The 16570-nt window shown below is 58.6% G+C and carries 21 protein-coding genes and 1 pseudogene; 12 read left to right on the forward strand and 10 right to left on the reverse strand.

Features of this window, described 5'->3' with window-relative positions:
- Positions 1-172 precede the first annotated feature (172 nt).
- Positions 173-1735 (reverse strand): alkyl hydroperoxide reductase subunit F, encoded by a 1563-nt coding sequence (gene ahpF / locus F8N85_RS22465; RefSeq protein WP_150805714.1) that lies wholly within the window; start codon positions 1733-1735, stop codon positions 173-175.
- Positions 1736-1872: 137 nt separating this feature from the next.
- Positions 1873-2436 (reverse strand): alkyl hydroperoxide reductase subunit C, encoded by a 564-nt coding sequence (gene ahpC, locus F8N85_RS22470; RefSeq protein WP_150805715.1) that lies wholly within the window; start codon positions 2434-2436, stop codon positions 1873-1875.
- A 423-nt stretch (positions 2437-2859) separates the two neighbouring features.
- On the opposite strand from ahpC, the gene F8N85_RS34605 reads away from it, so the two are divergent.
- Complete coding sequence (locus F8N85_RS34605; RefSeq protein WP_191636237.1) at positions 2860-3036, forward strand: hypothetical protein; 177 nt, start codon at positions 2860-2862, stop codon at positions 3034-3036.
- Here the strand turns inward: F8N85_RS34605 and gorA are convergent.
- On the reverse strand, positions 3033-4391 hold the full coding sequence (gene gorA, locus F8N85_RS22475; protein ID WP_150805716.1) for a glutathione-disulfide reductase: 1359 nt from the start codon (positions 4389-4391) through the stop codon (positions 3033-3035). The genes F8N85_RS34605 and gorA overlap by 4 nt on opposite strands.
- 130 nt (positions 4392-4521) lie before the next feature.
- Positions 4522-5361, reverse strand: a complete 840-nt coding sequence (gene galU / locus F8N85_RS22480; protein ID WP_095108460.1) for a UTP--glucose-1-phosphate uridylyltransferase GalU — start codon at positions 5359-5361, stop codon at positions 4522-4524.
- 301 nt (positions 5362-5662) lie between these two features.
- Here galU and F8N85_RS22485 point away from each other — a divergent pair, with 301 nt between their 5' ends.
- Positions 5663-5851, forward strand: coding sequence for a hypothetical protein (locus F8N85_RS22485; protein WP_150805717.1), 189 nt, complete (start codon positions 5663-5665; stop codon positions 5849-5851).
- Positions 5852-6002: 151 nt separating this feature from the next.
- Positions 6003-6287, forward strand: a complete 285-nt coding sequence (locus F8N85_RS22490; RefSeq protein ID WP_150805718.1) for a hypothetical protein — start codon at positions 6003-6005, stop codon at positions 6285-6287.
- Between the two features lie 23 nt (positions 6288-6310).
- Here the strand turns inward: F8N85_RS22490 and F8N85_RS22495 are convergent, their stop codons facing one another.
- On the reverse strand, positions 6311-6541 hold the full coding sequence (locus F8N85_RS22495; protein WP_150805719.1) for a hypothetical protein: 231 nt from the start codon (positions 6539-6541) through the stop codon (positions 6311-6313).
- A gap of 186 nt (positions 6542-6727) precedes the next feature.
- Positions 6728-7120 (reverse strand): hypothetical protein, encoded by a 393-nt coding sequence (locus F8N85_RS22500; RefSeq protein ID WP_150805720.1) that lies wholly within the window; start codon positions 7118-7120, stop codon positions 6728-6730.
- 209 nt (positions 7121-7329) lie between these two features.
- Here F8N85_RS22500 and F8N85_RS22505 point away from each other — a divergent pair, with 209 nt between their 5' ends.
- From F8N85_RS22505 to ada, 6 genes and pseudogenes are all read left to right on the forward strand, one after another.
- Positions 7330-7632: a DUF1883 domain-containing protein gene (locus tag F8N85_RS22505; protein ID WP_150644638.1), complete on the forward strand. Its 303-nt coding sequence runs from the start codon at positions 7330-7332 to the stop codon at positions 7630-7632.
- 49 nt (positions 7633-7681) lie between these two features.
- Entirely contained in the window at positions 7682-7852 is a 171-nt protein-coding gene (locus tag F8N85_RS34610) for a hypothetical protein (protein WP_191636238.1), read from the forward strand.
- 409 nt (positions 7853-8261) lie between these two features.
- A pseudogene (locus F8N85_RS35850) lies at positions 8262-8537 on the forward strand (methylated-DNA--[protein]-cysteine S-methyltransferase); the annotation flags it as partial.
- On the forward strand, positions 8534-9250 hold the full coding sequence (locus tag F8N85_RS22515) for a 2OG-Fe(II) oxygenase (RefSeq protein ID WP_150805722.1): 717 nt from the start codon (positions 8534-8536) through the stop codon (positions 9248-9250). The pseudogene F8N85_RS35850 and the gene F8N85_RS22515, both read left to right, overlap by 4 nt.
- Positions 9240-9920, forward strand: coding sequence for a DNA oxidative demethylase AlkB (alkB, locus tag F8N85_RS22520; RefSeq protein ID WP_150805723.1), 681 nt, complete (start codon positions 9240-9242; stop codon positions 9918-9920). Before F8N85_RS22515 ends, alkB begins: the two co-directional genes overlap by 11 nt.
- A gap of 91 nt (positions 9921-10011) precedes the next feature.
- Entirely contained in the window at positions 10012-11079 is a 1068-nt protein-coding gene (gene ada / locus F8N85_RS22525; RefSeq protein WP_150805724.1) for a bifunctional DNA-binding transcriptional regulator/O6-methylguanine-DNA methyltransferase Ada, read from the forward strand.
- Between the two features lie 244 nt (positions 11080-11323).
- Here ada and F8N85_RS22530 read toward each other — a convergent pair whose 3' ends face one another.
- Positions 11324-12307, reverse strand: coding sequence for an MDR family oxidoreductase (locus F8N85_RS22530; protein ID WP_150805725.1), 984 nt, complete (start codon positions 12305-12307; stop codon positions 11324-11326).
- A 218-nt stretch (positions 12308-12525) separates the two neighbouring features.
- On the opposite strand from F8N85_RS22530, the gene F8N85_RS22535 reads away from it, so the two are divergent.
- Positions 12526-13590, forward strand: a complete 1065-nt coding sequence (locus F8N85_RS22535; protein WP_150805726.1) for an NAD(P)H-dependent flavin oxidoreductase — start codon at positions 12526-12528, stop codon at positions 13588-13590.
- 65 nt (positions 13591-13655) lie between these two features.
- Here the strand turns inward: F8N85_RS22535 and F8N85_RS22540 are convergent, their stop codons facing one another.
- Genes F8N85_RS22540 through F8N85_RS22550 form a run of 3 tightly spaced genes read right to left on the reverse strand, consistent with a single transcriptional unit; the run spans position 13656 to position 14560 of the window.
- Complete coding sequence (locus F8N85_RS22540; RefSeq protein WP_150805727.1) at positions 13656-13931, reverse strand: acyl carrier protein; 276 nt, start codon at positions 13929-13931, stop codon at positions 13656-13658.
- A 57-nt stretch (positions 13932-13988) separates the two neighbouring features.
- Positions 13989-14267, reverse strand: a complete 279-nt coding sequence (locus F8N85_RS22545; protein ID WP_150805728.1) for a phosphopantetheine-binding protein — start codon at positions 14265-14267, stop codon at positions 13989-13991.
- Between the two features lie 44 nt (positions 14268-14311).
- Positions 14312-14560 (reverse strand): acyl carrier protein, encoded by a 249-nt coding sequence (locus F8N85_RS22550; protein ID WP_150805729.1) that lies wholly within the window; start codon positions 14558-14560, stop codon positions 14312-14314.
- 560 nt (positions 14561-15120) lie between these two features.
- On the opposite strand from F8N85_RS22550, the gene modA reads away from it, so the two are divergent.
- Together modA and modB are read left to right on the forward strand one after the other, a co-directional pair.
- Positions 15121-15888, forward strand: a complete 768-nt coding sequence (gene modA / locus F8N85_RS22555; RefSeq protein ID WP_150805730.1) for a molybdate ABC transporter substrate-binding protein — start codon at positions 15121-15123, stop codon at positions 15886-15888.
- Complete coding sequence (modB, locus tag F8N85_RS22560; RefSeq protein WP_150805731.1) at positions 15889-16569, forward strand: molybdate ABC transporter permease subunit; 681 nt, start codon at positions 15889-15891, stop codon at positions 16567-16569.
- Position 16570 lies beyond the last annotated feature (1 nt).

The following is a 16570-nucleotide window of genomic DNA, read 5'->3' on the forward strand; positions in this document are numbered from 1 at the left end:
CTTGCTCGCGAATGCGGACTCACATTCACCCCTTGAGTCGCCTGATACACTGCATTCGCGAGCAAGCTCGCTCCCACAAAAGCGGGTTCCCGTACATGCCTGCTTTCACAAGCTGCACACGACAAAACCCCACGATCGCTCATGGGGTTTTGTTTTTTTTTGCGCTATCGGATCACGCCGGCGCAGAAGTCCGAATCAAGTGATCGAATGCGCTGAGGGAAGCCTTGGCGCCCTCGCCCACCGCGATCACGATCTGCTTGTACGGCACGGTGGTCACGTCACCGGCAGCGAACACCCCCGGCAGTGAAGTCTCGCCTCGGGCATCGACGATGATCTCGCCGCGCGGCGATAGCTCGAGGGTGCCCTTGAGCCAGTCGGTGTTGGGTAGCAGACCGATCTGCACAAAGATCCCTTCCAGTTCTACAGCGCGCTCCTCGTCCGACTGGCGATCCTTGTAGCGCAGGCCGTTGACCTTCTGACCGTCGCCGGTGACTTCAGTGGTTTGCGCACGGGTGATCACCGTAACATTCGGCAGGCTGTGCAACTTGCGCTGCAACACCGCGTCGGCGCGCAACTGCACGTCGAACTCCAGCAGTGTCACGTGGGACACGATACCGGCCAGGTCGATGGCCGCTTCAACGCCGGAGTTACCGCCGCCAATCACCGCCACGCGTTTGCCCTTGAACAGCGGACCGTCGCAGTGCGGGCAATACGCCACGCCTTTGTTGCGGTATTGCTGCTCACCCGGGACGTTCATTTCACGCCACCGGGCACCGGTCGCGAGGATCACGGTCCTGGCTTTCAACGAAGCACCGCTGGCGAATTTGATTTCGTGCAGCTCGCCGTTCTTGCCCGGCACCAATTTATCGGCGCGTTGCAGGTTCATGATGTCGACGTCGTATTGCTTGACGTGTTCTTCCAGCGCCATGGCCAGTTTCGGCCCTTCGGTTTCCTGCACGGAGATGAAGTTCTCGATGGCCATGGTGTCGAGCACCTGTCCGCCGAAACGTTCAGCGGCGACACCGGTGCGAATGCCTTTACGGGCGGCATAGATCGCCGCCGCGGCACCGGCCGGGCCACCGCCGACGACCAGTACGTCAAAGGCTTCTTTGGCGCTGATCTTTTCGGCCTGACGCTCGATGCCGCTGGTGTCGATTTTGGCGAGGATTTCTTCCAGGCCCATGCGGCCCTGGCCGAAGTTCACCCCGTTCAGGTAGACGCTTGGCACGGCCATGATCTGGCGGTCATCGACTTCGGCCTGAAACAGCGCCCCGTCGATAGCGACGTGGCGGATATTCGGGTTCAGCACCGCCATCAGGTTCAGCGCCTGGACCACGTCCGGACAATTCTGGCAGGACAGCGAGAAGTAAGTCTCGAAGCTGAACTGGCCTTTGAGCGAGCGGATCTGTTCGATCACGTCACTACTGGCTTTCGATGGGTGGCCGCCGACTTGCAGCAAGGCCAGTACCAGCGATGTGAATTCATGGCCCATCGGGATGCCGGCGAAACGCAGACTGATGTCGCTTCCCGGGCGGTTGATCGAGAACGATGGTTTACGTGCATCGTCACCGTTGTCGAGCAAGGTAATCTGGCTGGAAAGACTGGCAACGTCTTTCAGGAGTTCGAGCATTTCCCGGGATTTCGCACCGTCGTCGAGGGAGGCAACGATCTCGATCGGCTGGGTGACCCGTTCCAGGTATGACTTCAACTGGGCTTTAAGATTGGCGTCCAACATACGGGCGATTTCCTTGATTGTGTAGAAAGTCGAATCATAAAAAAACGCCCGAGCGAATCTCGCCCGGGCGTTTTTCAAGGGCGGTGCAGCTTACTTAGCAGGTGCGCAGTTCCGCCCTGATGTAGCGCGTCACAGACTTAGATCTTGCCGACCAGGTCCAGGGACGGAGCCAGGGTGGCCTCGCCTTCTTTCCACTTGGCCGGGCAAACCTGGCCCGGGTGAGCAGCGACGTACTGGGCAGCCTTGATTTTGCGCAGCAGCTCGGAAGCGTCACGGCCCACACCGCCGTCGTTCAGCTCGACGATTTTGATCTGGCCTTCAGGGTTGATCACGAAGGTGCCACGGTCAGCCAGACCGGCTTCTTCGATCAGCACGTCGAAGTTGCGGGAGATAGCGTGAGTCGGGTCGCCGATCATGGTGTACTGGATTTTGCCGATGGCTGGCGACGTGTTGTGCCAGGCAGCGTGGGCAAAGTGGGTATCGGTGGAAACGCTGTAGATCTCGACGCCCAGCTTCTCGAACTCGGCGTAGTTGTCAGCCAGGTCTTCCAGTTCGGTCGGGCAAACGAAGGTGAAGTCAGCCGGGTAGAAGAATACGACAGACCACTTGCCTTTCAGGTCAGCGTCCGACACTTTTACGAAGTCGCCATTTTTAAAGGCGTCAGCTTTGAATGGTTTAACTTGGCTGTTGATGATAGGCATCGATGACTCTCCGTCAGTGGTTGTAAAGTTGATGGGGAGAATCCTACCCATTCAAACCACTGATGGCTCATTGGCAAAGCTCATGCAACCGATTGGCTTTGGCTATTAGCAGATACTTTTAATAGAGGAAAGCTCTAAGCAACAGGCTTCCTTTCAGCCGACATAACTCATCAACGACTTCAAGTCCCAGCCGCTGCGGTGGGCCCAGGTGGCGAAACCCAACGATAACGCGGGGAGCCAGATGGACCTCGGTGCTCTCGGGTTTTTCGCGAGCAAGCTCGCTCCTACGCCGGGCGAATAGACCCGCAATACAGTATGTATATACATGGTACATACCACAGTACGAAATCAACGGAGAGAGCTTCGCACGTGGTGGCGCAAACAAAGCGGTGGTGCAAACGGCACCTCTGGCAATCCTCGCCCGTGGCGAGCATCCAAGCATCGACGCAGTACGGCCAGCTCCAGCATACCGTCGACGAGCAGGCCCGAATCAACCAGGCGCTGGAGCTTTCCCTGAGAACAACCGAAGCCGCCCTGGCCCTGCACCTGGCGTCCGCGGCGATCACGGAGCCAGTTGCCGAACCAGGCAAAGAGGATTAGCTGGCGACCGGCGTGCGCATGGTGACGAATTCTTCGGCGGCCGTCGGATGCACGCCGATGGTTTCGTCGAAGTCGCGCTTGGTCGCGCCTGCCTTCAAGGCAATCGCCAACCCCTGAACGATTTCACCAGCGTCCGGGCCGACCATGTGGCAACCCAGCACCTTGTCGGTCTTGGCATCGACCACCAGCTTCATCAGCGTGCGCTCCTGACACTCGGTCATTGTCAGTTTCATGGGCCGGAAGCGGCTTTCGAAGATCTGCACGCTGTAGCCTTCTTCCCTGGCCTGCTCTTCCGTCAGCCCAACCGTACCAATATTCGGCAGGCTGAACACCGCCGTCGGGATCATCCGGTAATCCACCAGACGGTACTGCTCCGGCTTGAACAAGCGGCGCGCCACGGCCATGCCTTCAGCCAGTGCGACCGGTGTCAATTGCACGCGGCCAATCACATCACCGATCGCCAGAATCGACGGCTCACTGGTTTGATACTGCTCATCGACTTCCACGAACCCGCGCTTGTCGAGCTTCACCCGGGTGTTTTCCAGCCCCAGGTTGTCCAGCATCGGCCGGCGACCCGTGGCATAGAACACGCAATCAGTCTCCAGCTGGCGACCATCCTTGAGCGTCACTTTCAAACTGCCATCGGCCTGCTTGTCGATGCGCTCGATGTCCGCATTGAACTGCAGATTCATTCCACGCTTGGTCAGTTCTTCCTGCAAATGCGTGCGCACCGCGCCGTCGAAGCCGCGCAGGAACAGATTGCCGCGATACAAGAGTGTCGTTTCCGCACCCAGGCCATGGAAGATTCCGGCGAATTCGACGGCGATGTAACCACCACCGACCACCATAACGCGCTTGGGCAACGCTTTCAGGAAGAACGCCTGGTTGGAGCTGATGGCATGCTCGTGACCCGGAATATCCGGAATCTGCGGCCAGCCACCGACGGCAATCAGAATGTGTTTGGCAGTGAAGCGCTCGCCATTGATTTCAACCTGGTGCGACCCTGTCAGCGTGGCATGGCCTTCATGCAAGGTCACCCCGCTGTTGACCAGCAGATTGCGATAGATGCCGTTCAATCGATTGATTTCGCGGTCCTTGTTGGCAATCAGCGTCGGCCAATCGAATTCGGCCTCGCCGGGCGACCAACCAAAACCCTTGGCCTGCTCAAAGTCTTCGGCGAAATGCGCACCGTACACCAACAACTTTTTCGGCACGCAACCGACATTGACGCAGGTGCCACCCAGATAGCGGCTCTCGGCTATAGCCACTTTCGCGCCAAACCCTGCGGCAAATCGCGCAGCACGCACACCGCCGGAACCGGCGCCAATCACATAAAGGTCAAAATCGTAGGCCATTTCAATCTCCTCGGCAGGCCACAAGCATAACCGCTTCGGCTTTTTTGGGCAGCGCTGCGAACCCCATGGGGGCGGAAAATAAAAAAGCCACCCGAAGGTGGCTTTTCAGTACAAGAACGGCGAAGCGCTATCAGTAAGCCTTGCCCGTCTTGTAGAAGTGCTCGAAGCAGAAGTTGGTGGCTTCGATGTAACCTTCAGCACCACCGCAGTCGAAACGCGTGCCTTTGAACTTATAGGCAATCACACAACCATCCTGCGCCTGTTTCATCAGGGCGTCGGTGATCTGGATCTCGCCACCTTTGCCTGGCTCGGTTTCTTCGATCAACTTGAAGATGTCCGGAGTCAGAATGTAACGACCGATGATCGCCAGGTTGGACGGCGCATCTTCAGGTTTTGGCTTCTCGACCATGTTCCGTACGCGGTACAGGTCATCGCCGATCAAATCGCCGGCGATCACCCCGTATTTATGGGTTTCCTGCGGGTCGACTTCCTGGATCGCCACGATCGTGCAACGGTACTGTTTGTACAGCTTGACCATCTGGGTCAGCACACCGTCACCTTCCAGGTTGACGCACAAGTCGTCCGCCAGCACTACCGCGAACGGTTCGTCACCGATCAACGGGCGGCCAGTCAGAATCGCGTGACCCAGGCCCTTCATTTCAGTCTGACGGGTGTAGGAGAACGAGCACTCGTCGAGCAGTTTACGGATGCCGACCAGGTACTTTTCCTTGTCGGTGCCCTTGATCTGGTTTTCCAGCTCGTAGCTGATGTCGAAGTGGTCTTCCAGGGCACGCTTGCCACGACCCGTAACGATGGAGATTTCTGTCAAGCCAGCGTCCAGCGCTTCTTCTACGCCGTACTGGATCAGTGGCTTGTTCACCACCGGCAGCATTTCTTTAGGCATGGCCTTGGTCGCTGGCAGGAAGCGAGTGCCGTAACCGGCTGCTGGGAACAAGCATTTCTTGATCATATGAGTCCTTAAAAGGGCTGTACGTACGAATTTGGCGCAGTCTAATCAGGCGGCGGACACCTTTCAATGCCCGCCACGGGCTAACCGATGCCATCATAGAGAAATATTAAGACCGATAGTTCCGCAGCATCTTATATATCGAGCCCGGCGTAAATCACCTTCTTGCCTCCAGCCCCGCTTTTAAAGCGGATGGAGGCTATTGAGCGGATTTACCTGGAAAATGGCGAGAAACAGCCAAACACGCTATTCAAGGGCATTTGGCGCTATCATTGCCCCTTGACCCAGCCAACGAGACAGATAGATGTCGGCAGTAAAAAGCGTGAACGGTTACCTGATCAATCAGGCAAAAGATGGCCAATGGTGGGTAGACAGCGCCAGCGGCGAAAACGTCGCCGGACCTTTCCCGTCCGAAGCCTTGGCCTGCGAAGTGGCTGAGGTGCTGCAGGACCAGCCGGCGCCCCCCGCCCGGCGACGCAACGCCAAGCCCTGAGCAATATCCAACCTCACTGACCCTGCGGTAGTAGCTCTAGCGCAGGGCTTTGGGGTGTTTATCTGTACGAAAATGTCCTTTCGATATAATCTCTCGGCCTTGGCCTGACCGTACCGCCCTCTATTTCGACACCTCGACGACGACAACCCACATGAAAAAAATCCTCTTCATCAGCGCGGCACTGGCCGCTCTCGGCGGCTGTGCCAGTGCCGAAAAGATTTATCTGAACGACGGCCAACAAGGCCTGACGATTGACTGTTCCGGGGAGGCCAACTCCTGGGCCACCTGCTATGAAAAAGCCGACAGCTCATGTGCCGGCACCGGCTACAACATCATTGGCACCGATGGCACGCCAGCACTCACGCAAAGCGACAAGACCCTGGGGGCCGATGTGGGCAACTACAAGAGCCGCAGTGTGGTGGTGGTCTGCAAGTAAGCACGCACCCAGGCTCGGCGTGATTACATATGAATTTCCGCAAATTTGATCCCGAGCCCGCGCACGGTCTCGACCAGATCATCCAGACGCCCGAATGATTCGACTTCATCGCTGTCATCCACCAGGAAATAGCTGCGCCCCGCACTCTTCTTGAAGAACACGATCCACTCCCCCGGATTGGCCGGATTCTGAATCACATGGGTCGCCGAGATATGCCCCTCGGCATGCCGCTCCCTGACCTGTTCACGCTTCATTAATGACTCCCGAAATAACTGTGCAACACCACTGCCAGAGTTGAGGGCATCGGTGTTCTATAGCGGCAGTTTATCGGATGTCCTGGCCTGGCGGGGCTCGACGTTGCCGGCAGCCCATCGGGCTCGCCAGAAATCCGCCGCAAACCAAACGCCTGCCGAGCTACAATCAGGCGTCTTTGTAGCGCTTCAGGCAGTAAAAACCTCGGACGCCGCCAGTTTGCGTGACAATCCGCCGGAAATGCATTCGTTGGCGGCATTGCCCACATCCGCGGGTCGCAGCGGCATGTGGCCCATCCGCTCATACAGCTTGATGCTGCTGCCGCCGGAGCGTTCGTCGATATCAAAAATAGCGGCCGGGCCCGACGAGAGCTTTTGCGGAACAATCACCCGCACTCCCTCCTTGACTGGCTCGATCTGTAAGGCGCCACGGCTACTGGCCAGTTTATCGACCACACACTGGGCATAGTCCTGCGGATTTTTCCCCGAGATCACGCTCATGGTCGGCGGTGTCTGGCGGATATCCGAGACGGTCGCACAACCACTCATGGCCAAGGTCAGCACCCACACGACTCGCTTCATATAAAACCTCCGATAAAGACCCTCCGACAGCGCAAATACGGTTTTTCTCCGGGGCGCATGGGTTTATCTCGTATAAAAAACCGAATAATTGTTTTTTATTGTCAAAGCCCCCGGCGTCGGCCCGATAATAATCCGTTCGGGCTGATAAACTGCCCCATAGCCCATGCTATCGTTTTGATTTTGTAGAAAAAGCCCTTCTGGAGGCGCCCATGAAATTTATCCACCAGCGCGAGCACCTCAACGAAGACGATATCGTCGTCATCGAATGCTCCCAGGTATGCAACATCCGGCTGATGAACGATGCCAATTTTCGCAGTTTCAAAAATGGCGGTCGTCACACCTATCACGGCGGCGCGTTCGACAAGTTTCCGGCGAAAATCACCGCACCCAGCACCGGTTTCTGGAACATCACCATCGATACGGTCAACAACCGCGCCATCAGCGTGACCCGTAAACCGACCCTGACCCACTCGATCAAGATCATCCGCCGCTCCAGCTCGAAACTGCGCTGAAACCTGCCCCATACCGCCGACCCCACGACTACAGGAACAGGAAACGACCGTGACCCAGACGACCAAGTACGTGATCAAATACAAACTCAATGGCGAGCGTCGTTTCGAATTCGCTCAGCTTGAGTCTGGCACCGTGGATGAAGCCAAGGCCGCGCTGGAGGCCATTCATGGCCAAACCGACGACGTCATCAGCGATATCAATGTGAGCAAGGCGCTGTAAAGCACACTGGAGCAACAGGGACGCTCCTGCAGATTGTTTGATCGATCACTCCCGCGCATTCACCCACAAGTTCGACCGCAAGCGCCGGAGTGTCGGCAGCAGCAACGCTCCCTAGACTGGCAAACCTCAACCTCTGGTTCAGGAGTCAGACATGTCCCTTGCACATACCACCTCAACATCCCCCCTCGCGACTGTTCGTTACACCTGCGGTCCGTCCAGCCTGGGCCTGGTACTGTTGGCATATAGCGAGCACGGAGTCTGCGCCTTGCTGCTTGGCGAAGACCAGGCAACTCTCGAATCCGACCTGAGCCAACGCCTGTCGGGGTTGCCTCGTCCGGTACGCGATGACCGCCTGCGCCCGCAACTCGCCCGGGCAGTGCAACACCTGGAGCACCCGGACCGCCCTTTCGATGTGCCGCTGGATCTGGCCGGCAGCGCTTTTCAACGGCGCGTCTGGCAGGCATTGCGCCAGATACCCTCCGGTGAAACGGCGAGCTATAGCGAAATCGCTCAGCGTCTCGGCCAGCCAAACGCCTTTCGCGCGGTGGCCAGGGCCTGTGCCGCCAATCCCCTGGCCGTGATAGTCCCTTGCCACAGAATCGTGCGTCTGGACGGTGGTCTCAGCGGTTACCGCTGGGGCGTCGAGCGCAAACGGGCGCTGCTGGAACGCGAGGCGCGGCGATGAGCCCGGAGCTTCTTGCGCAACGTCTTGCGGCGTTGGACTGGACCGCTGTCGAGCAAAGCCTGGACCGCGACGGCAGCGCCATCCTCAGCGAACTGCTCGACGCCACTGACTGCGACAATCTGAGTGCCTTGTATGAACAGCAGGCGCTGTTCCGTTCCCATGTGCTGATGGCTCGCCACGGATTCGGACGGGGCGAATACAAATATTTCCGCTACCCACTGCCGGACCTGGTGGCGCATTTACGCGGCGTGTTGTATCCACGGCTCGTCGGGTTGGCCAACCGCTGGAATGAACAGATGAACCTGCCCGTTCGCTATCCGCTGGAGCACCAGGCGTTCCTCGAACGCTGCCATGCAGCCGGACAGCAACGACCGACGCCGCTGTTGCTGCAATATGGGCCGCAAGACTACAACTGCCTGCATCAGGACCTGTACGGCGAGCATGTCTTCCCGTTGCAGGTGGCGATCTTGCTGTCCGAACCTGGAAAAGACTTCACCGGTGGTGAGTTTGTCATCACCGAACAGCGCCCACGGATGCAGTCGCGGCCGCAGGTTATGGGTCTGAATAAAGGCGACGCAGTGATTTTTGCCGTGAATCAGCGGCCGGTACAAGGTGTTCGGGGCTTCTACCGAGTCACCTTGCGGCACGGCGTAAGTCGACTGCATTCTGGAAAACGGCATACCCTTGGAGTCATATTTCACGATGCGCAGTGATGACATGAAGCCGATAACCCTGGATCTGTTTGCCGATGCAGAGGTTCAGCAACCCGCCACAAGCCAACAGATCGGCGAGCAGTCCTTCGTGCTCAGAGGCTTTGCCCTGCCCTGGCTGGATCGCTTGTTGCCGGCGCTGGAAACGGTTCTGCGGGCTGCGCCGTTTCGACAGATGATCACCCCTGGCGGCTTTACCATGTCGGTGGGCTTGAGCAGTTGCGGTGCGCTCGGCTGGACCACCGATCGGAGCGGCTACCGCTACACCCCTACCGACCCGCAAACCGCCCGCCCATGGCCGGCAATGCCGGTGGTGTTCCTCGAACTGGCCCAGGCCGCGGCACTGGCCGCTGGATTTTCTGACTTCATGCCGGACTCCTGCCTGATCAACCGGTATGTGCCGGGGGCGAAAATGTCCCTGCACCAGGACAAGGACGAACGCGACTACAGTGCTCCGATCGTTTCGGTGTCCCTGGGTTTACCAGCGGTATTCTTGTTCGGCGGGCATCAACGCAGTGAGAAAAGCCAGAGGGTGCCGTTGTTTCATGGAGACATCGTGGTCTGGAGCGGCGTGGATCGCTTGCGCTATCACGGCATACTGCCGCTCAAGGACGGCCAGCACTCGCAACTTGGCGCGCAACGGATCAATTTTACCTTTCGCACCGCTGGTTGAAAAAACCGACAGGAATTTGACCGCAAGACCCGGAGTGCCTTTACCTTTCTTGCTGGCTAACCTGAGCTGAACCCGTACCGAGTGGAATACCATGACCTGCGTTTGCGCAAAAACCACCACAGAGAACGATCCACGCTGGTCAGCGGTGCTGGCCCGCGATCCGCGCGCGGACGGTCAATTTGTCTACGCGGTGAAAACGACCGGAATCTATTGCCGGCCAAGCAGCCTGGCGCGTCTGCCCAAGCCGGAAAACGTTGAATTCTTCGACACTGCCGAACAGGCGCAGGCCGCTGGGTATCGCCCGAGCAAACGCGCCGCAAAGGACCAGACGGAGGTCGCGGCGCAACACGCGGCGCTGGTGGCAACAGCCTGTCGGCAGATCGAGTGCGCCGAAACCCTGCCCAGCCTGAAAGAACTGGCACAGGTGGCGGGGATGAGTAGTTTTCACTTTCATAGGGTCTTCAAGGCGCTGACCGGATTGACCCCCAAGGGCTATGCCAGCGGTCACCGCTCACGCAAGGTCCGCGAGCAACTTGAAGGCGGCAGCTCGGTGACGGACTCGCTGTATGACGCCGGCTTCAATTCCAACAGCCGCTTCTACGAGTCAGCCGATAACCTGCTCGGCATGAAACCCAGCGATTACCGCGCCGGCGGGCAGAACACCGACATCCGCTTTGCCGTCGGCCAGTGCTCGCTGGGCGCGATACTGGTCGCACAAAGCAACCGCGGAGTCTGTGCAATTTTGCTGGGGGATGATCCCGATGCCCTGGTCCACGATCTGCAGGACAAATTCCCCCGCGCCAACCTGATTGGCGCCGACCATGATTTTGAACAACTGATCGCCAAGGTCGTGGGTTTTATCGAAGCACCGGCCATTGGCCTGGACCTGCCACTGGACTTGCGCGGCACGGCCTTTCAAGAGCGGGTGTGGATGGCGCTGCGGGAGATTCCGCCAGGCAGCACCGCCAGCTACGCGCAAATCGCCCAGCGCATCGGCGCACCAACATCATTCCGCGCCGTGGCCCAGGCCTGCGGCGCCAACAGTCTGGCAGTGGCGATCCCCTGCCACCGGGTGGTGCGCAGCGACGGCAACCTCTCGGGCTATCGCTGGGGCGTGGAGCGCAAACGCCAGTTGCTGGAGCGGGAGAGCCAGGTTTAAAAGGTCCTGTGGCCGGACGATCATGTGTGATGAGCGGCTTACTGTGGCGAGGGGGCTTGCCCCCGTTCGGTTGTGCAGCAACCGCAAAACCTGTGAATGCGGTTTGCCTGACAAAATGTGATTGCAGGTTTTAGGGCCGCTGCGCGACCCAGCGGGGGCAAGCCCCCTCGCCACAGTAAGCTCCCTCGCCACAGGGGTGCGATGCTCGCCTCAAAATCCTGGCCCGGGCTCCGCAATTTCTCGATCAACGATTCACATCCACCACCACCCGCCCCCGCAACTGACCGGCGAGTAACCGCGGCGCAGCCTCTATGGCTTCGCTCAAGGCTATTTCATGACTGATCAGCGGCAACAAGCCGAAGTCCAGATCCCTGGCCAGGCGATTCCAGGCAAGGATGCGGTTGGCCTTGGGTTGGGTCACGCTATTGATTCCGGCCAGGGTGATGCCGCGCAGAATGAACGGCGCCACCGATGCCGGGAAATCCATGCCCTGGGCCAGACCACAGGCCGCCACGGTGCCATTGGCGCGCGTACTGGCACAGGCATTGGCCAGGGTGTGACTGCCCACCGAGTCGATCACCGCCGCCCAGCGTTCCTTGACCAACGGCTTGCCCGGTGCGGACAGGGTGGCGCGGTCGATGATTTCGTCGGCGCCCAGTTGTTGCAGATAAGCATGCTCCGAAACACGCCCGGTGGACGCCACGACCCGATAACCAAGCCGGTGCAACAAGGCGATGGCAAAACTGCCGACTCCGCCATTGGCACCGGTGACCAGCACTTCGCCCTGCTCCGGGGTCACGCCATTGCGTTCCAGCGCCAGGATACAGAGCATCGCCGTATAACCGGCGGTGCCGATCGCCATGGCCTGGGCCGGAGTGAACGCTGCCGGCAGGGGAATCAGCCAGTCGCCGTCAAGTCGGGCCTTCTGCGCCAGACCACCCCAATGGCTTTCACCGACACCCCAGCCATTGAGCAGTACTTTGTCCCCGACCTGGTAATCGGGATGACTGCTGATTTCTACCGTCCCGGCCAGATCGATCCCTGGCACCAAGGGGAATTTACGCACCACCGGGCTGCTGCCGGTGATGGCCAGGCCGTCCTTGAAGTTCAAGGTGCTATAGGCCACATCTACCGTGACATTGCCTTCAGGCAACTGATCTTCGCTGATTTGAGCCAGATTGGCCCGATAACCCTGCTCATCGTTTTCGATCAAAATACCCTTGAACATAGCGCCTCCCGGTAGAGCGATGGTGGGTGACGAACGCGTTGGCTGATGTAGCATTCATCGTCATGACAGGGACATTAGACTTTTCATCTCTCAAGTCAATTGAGTCAAAGGCATAATCGACAACCCAGCGCAAAGTCGAGTGGCCCTGGGCCAATCACTCCTGATACAAACGTCCTGTTGCCGTCCTAATCGTGTTTGACGCCGGAGAACATCCAGAAATGAGCCAGTGGCCTGATACCCGAATTCTTGACCTGCTAGGCATCGAACTGCCGATCATTCAAGCGCCCATGGCAGGCGCGACCACTTCAGCCATGGTCATCGCCGCCAGCAATGCCGGGGGGTTGGGTTCCTTGCCTGCGGCGATGTTGAGCATCGAGCAGTTGCGCGAGGAGCTGACGTTTATCCGCCAACACAGCCAGCGCCCGCTGAACGTGAATTTTTTCTGCCATCAGCCACCGACCGCCGATACCGGTCGCGAGCGCGACTGGAAGAACCTGCTGGAACCCTACTACCGTGAACTGGGTGTCGATTTCGACGCACCCACACCCGTCTCCAACCGCGCGCCCTTCGATAACGCCGCCTGTGAGGTGCTCGAAGCCTTTCGCCCGGAAGTCGTCAGCTTTCACTTCGGCCTGCCGGAACAGTCGCTGCTGGAGCGGGTCAAGGCCACCGGCGCAAAAATTCTTTCCTCGGCCACCAGCGTCGATGAAGCGATCTGGCTGGAACAGCACGGTTGCGACGCGATCATCGCCATGGGCTATGAAGCCGGTGGCCATCGAGGGATGTTTCTCAGCGATGACCTCAACACTCAGGTCGGGACCATGGCCCTGGTGCCGCAGATCGTCGATGCCGTCAGCGTTCCGGTCATCGCGGCGGGCGGGATCGGTGATGCCCGAGGGATCGCCGCGGCTTTTCTGCTCGGCGCCTCGGCGGTGCAATTGGGTACGGCCTATCTGTTTACCCCGGAAGCGAAAGTGACAGCGTCTCACCATAAAGCCTTGCGCAGCGCCAAGGAAAGCGAGACGGCACTGACCAATCTCTTCACCGGTCGCCCGGCGCGGGGGATTCTCAACCGGGTCATGCGCGAACTCGGCCCGATCAGCCCGGCGGCACCGGCCTTCCCGCTGGCCGGCGGTGCCTTGATGCCGCTGCGCGCCAAGGGCGAGGCCGACTTCAGCACCCTCTGGTCGGGCCAGGCGCTACGCCTGGGCGTTGAACTGCCGACAGCGGAGTTGACCACACTATTGGCCGCGCAGGCGCTGGCTAAATTGACTGCGCGTTAAACCTGGTCGGCAGCGTGCATTAATTCGGTGTGCGCTGTGAGCACCGGGTTGTTGCAGCACGATGATCACCAGGAAAAAGCATAACGGCGTCGAGGGCGCCGTTGGGCCTTATGGTTCGCTTGCACATAAGCGATAACATCCTGCACGGTATTCATGTACGGAATTACATAACCTGGAATGAAGATGCCAAATTCATTCTCCAGCGCGGTTGCAAGGTCCACCCCATCCAGGAAGTTCGCGTAAAGCTCCTCAACAAGTGGCATTTCGCCCGCGATTTGACACTCTTCCACGCCCAGCTGTTCGGCAACCATTTTTTTAACACGCGCGTCGATATCACTCATCCTGACCACCTCGCTGACTGAATCCTTTCGCGAAAACCCTACACCGCCTCCCTGCCCTCAAGACAGGCGTGCCCTTACTTGGGTGTTCTCTATGAAACGAACAGCATCGGCAACGGTAAAGATGCGATCAGCGACATCTTCGGCAGCTTCAGCTGGAAGCTCAATACCGAACGCGCCTCCAAGAGACCTTACAAGATCCACTGCATCCACCGCGTCCAGTCCAAGATCCACATCAAGTTTCAAATCATTGGTAACTTCATCATTACCCAGGTCACGTCCTGGCAAACCCGAAAATTCGGCAATTATTTTTTTAACACGCACTTCTATATGACTCATCTTGACCACCTCGCTGGCTGAAGTAACGAGAAGCCCTCCACTGCTCAAGACCAACACTGCTTTGCTTGTGCTCTCGCTATAAACTCCACAGCATCGCCGATGGTGAGAATGTACTGCGCGTCCTCATCTGGAATCTCAATGCCAAACTCCTCCTCAAAGGCCATTGCAAGCTCGACCGCATCCAGGGAGTCCGCCCCCAGATCAGCCAAGGACGCCTGCTCGACAACCCATCGCGCTTCGACTTCCAGATATTCGATGACAATGCCTTTAACGCGCTCTTCGATGTCGTCCATCCTCACCTCCTTATGCCCGTCTTGAAGAATGCCTGGAAACCACCAGCCGGAACTGGCACGCCCGTGCACAATTTCAAAATACCTGCCCCTCCCACGCTCGCCTACTGTCATAAATGACAGCCAGCTATAACTATTTGCGATAAGCACTGTCTGCTTATGAAAATTGGTTTTGTTTCACCCATGCTCGCCGGTGCGATATCGGCAGCAACAGCGGCTACTGCGTCATCACCCTCCCCGGCGTCCACAGCCAATGCCAGTGGACATTGCTGTTTGCCAACGACACCGGCGCCACCCAGGCCCCCAGATCCCCTAGATCCCCTAGATCCCCTAGATCCCCTAGATCCCGCGCAACGCTAAGAGCCTCCACCCCTGCGTCAATGCTTCCAGTTCCGTTCGCTGGCGATTCGCTATATATTCAACTATATAGCGTTCAAGCCATGCCCCAATGTGGGAGCGAGCAAGCTCGCTCCCACAGGGTTCTGCGCCATGTCTGATTGCCCTGGCCCAGTCGAATTCCAATAACAACCAGCCCACCACACTCGTCCCAACGGAGCCGCTACATGACTATTCGTGCCTCACGTTTTGCCCCTGCCTGCCTGGCATCCTTGCTCGCCGTCTGCATTTTCGGATCGGCTCAGGCCGATGAGGTCCAGGTGGCGGTAGCGGCCAACTTCACCGCGCCGATTCAGGCGATTGCCGCCGATTTCGAAAAAGACACCGGGCACAAACTGGTCGCCGCTTATGGGGCGACCGGACAGTTCTATTCCCAGATCAAGAACGGCGCGCCGTTCGAAGTGTTCCTCAGCGCCGATGACACGACGCCGCAGAAACTCGAGAGCGAAGGCGAGGCCGTCAAAGGCTCGCGCTTTACCTACGCCATCGGCACCCTGGCGCTGTGGTCGGCCAAGGACGGTTACGTCGATGCCAAGGGCAAAGTGCTCACCGACAACCAGTACCAGCACTTGTCCATCGCCAACCCGAAAGCTGCGCCTTACGGCCTGGCCGCCACTCAGGTCCTGGCGAAGCTGGGACTGACCGACAAGGTCAAAGCCAAGATCGTCGAAGGTCAGAGCATCACTCAGGCCTATCAGTTCGTCTCCACCGGCAATGCCGAACTGGGTTTCGTCGCCTTGTCGCAGATCTATAAAGACGGCAAAGTGAGCAGCGGTTCCGCGTGGATCGTTCCAGCAGAAATGCACGAGCCGATCAAACAAGACGCGGTGATCCTCAACAAAGGCAAAGACAACCCCGCCGCCAAGGCATTGGTTGACTACCTCAAGGCGCCGAAAGCCGCAGCCGTCATCAAATCCTACGGTTACCAACTCTAAATGCCGCTATCGAGTGCAGATTTTTCCGCTATTTGGCTGACCCTGAAACTGGCGTCCCTGACCACGGTCATCCTGTTGCTGATCGGCACTCCGATTGCGTTATGGCTGTCGCACACCCGCTCGTGGCTGCGCGGGCCAATCGGCGCGATAGTCGCCCTGCCCCTGGTGTTGCCACCGACCGTGATCGGCTTCTACTTGCTGCTGGCCCTCGGTCCTCACGGCTTTGTCGGGCGCTTCACCGAGTCTCTCGGGCTGGGCACTCTGACCTTCAGCTTCAGCGGCCTGGTGATCGGCTCAGTCATCTACTCGATGCCCTTTGTCGTGCAGCCATTGCAGAACGCTTTTTCCGCCATCGGCAGCCGGCCACTGGAAGTCGCCGCGACCTTGCGCGCCAATCCTTGGGATACCTTCTTCAGTGTCATTCTGCCGATGGCCAGACCCGGTTTCATCACCGCATCGATCCTCGGTTTCGCCCATACCGTGGGCGAGTTCGGTGTGGTGCTGATGATCGGCGGCAATATCCCGGAAAAAACCCGGGTGGTCTCGGTACAGATCTACGACCGTGTCGAGGCCATGGAATATCTGCAGGCCCATTGGCTGGCCGGCGCCATGCTGGTGTTCTCGTTCCTGATTCTGCTCGCGCTCTATTCGAGCCGAAAAACCCAAGCCGGCTGGAGCTGAT

This window comes from Pseudomonas fluorescens (genome assembly GCF_902497875.1).
Taxonomy (GTDB): domain Bacteria; phylum Pseudomonadota; class Gammaproteobacteria; order Pseudomonadales; family Pseudomonadaceae; genus Aquipseudomonas; species Aquipseudomonas fluorescens_BR.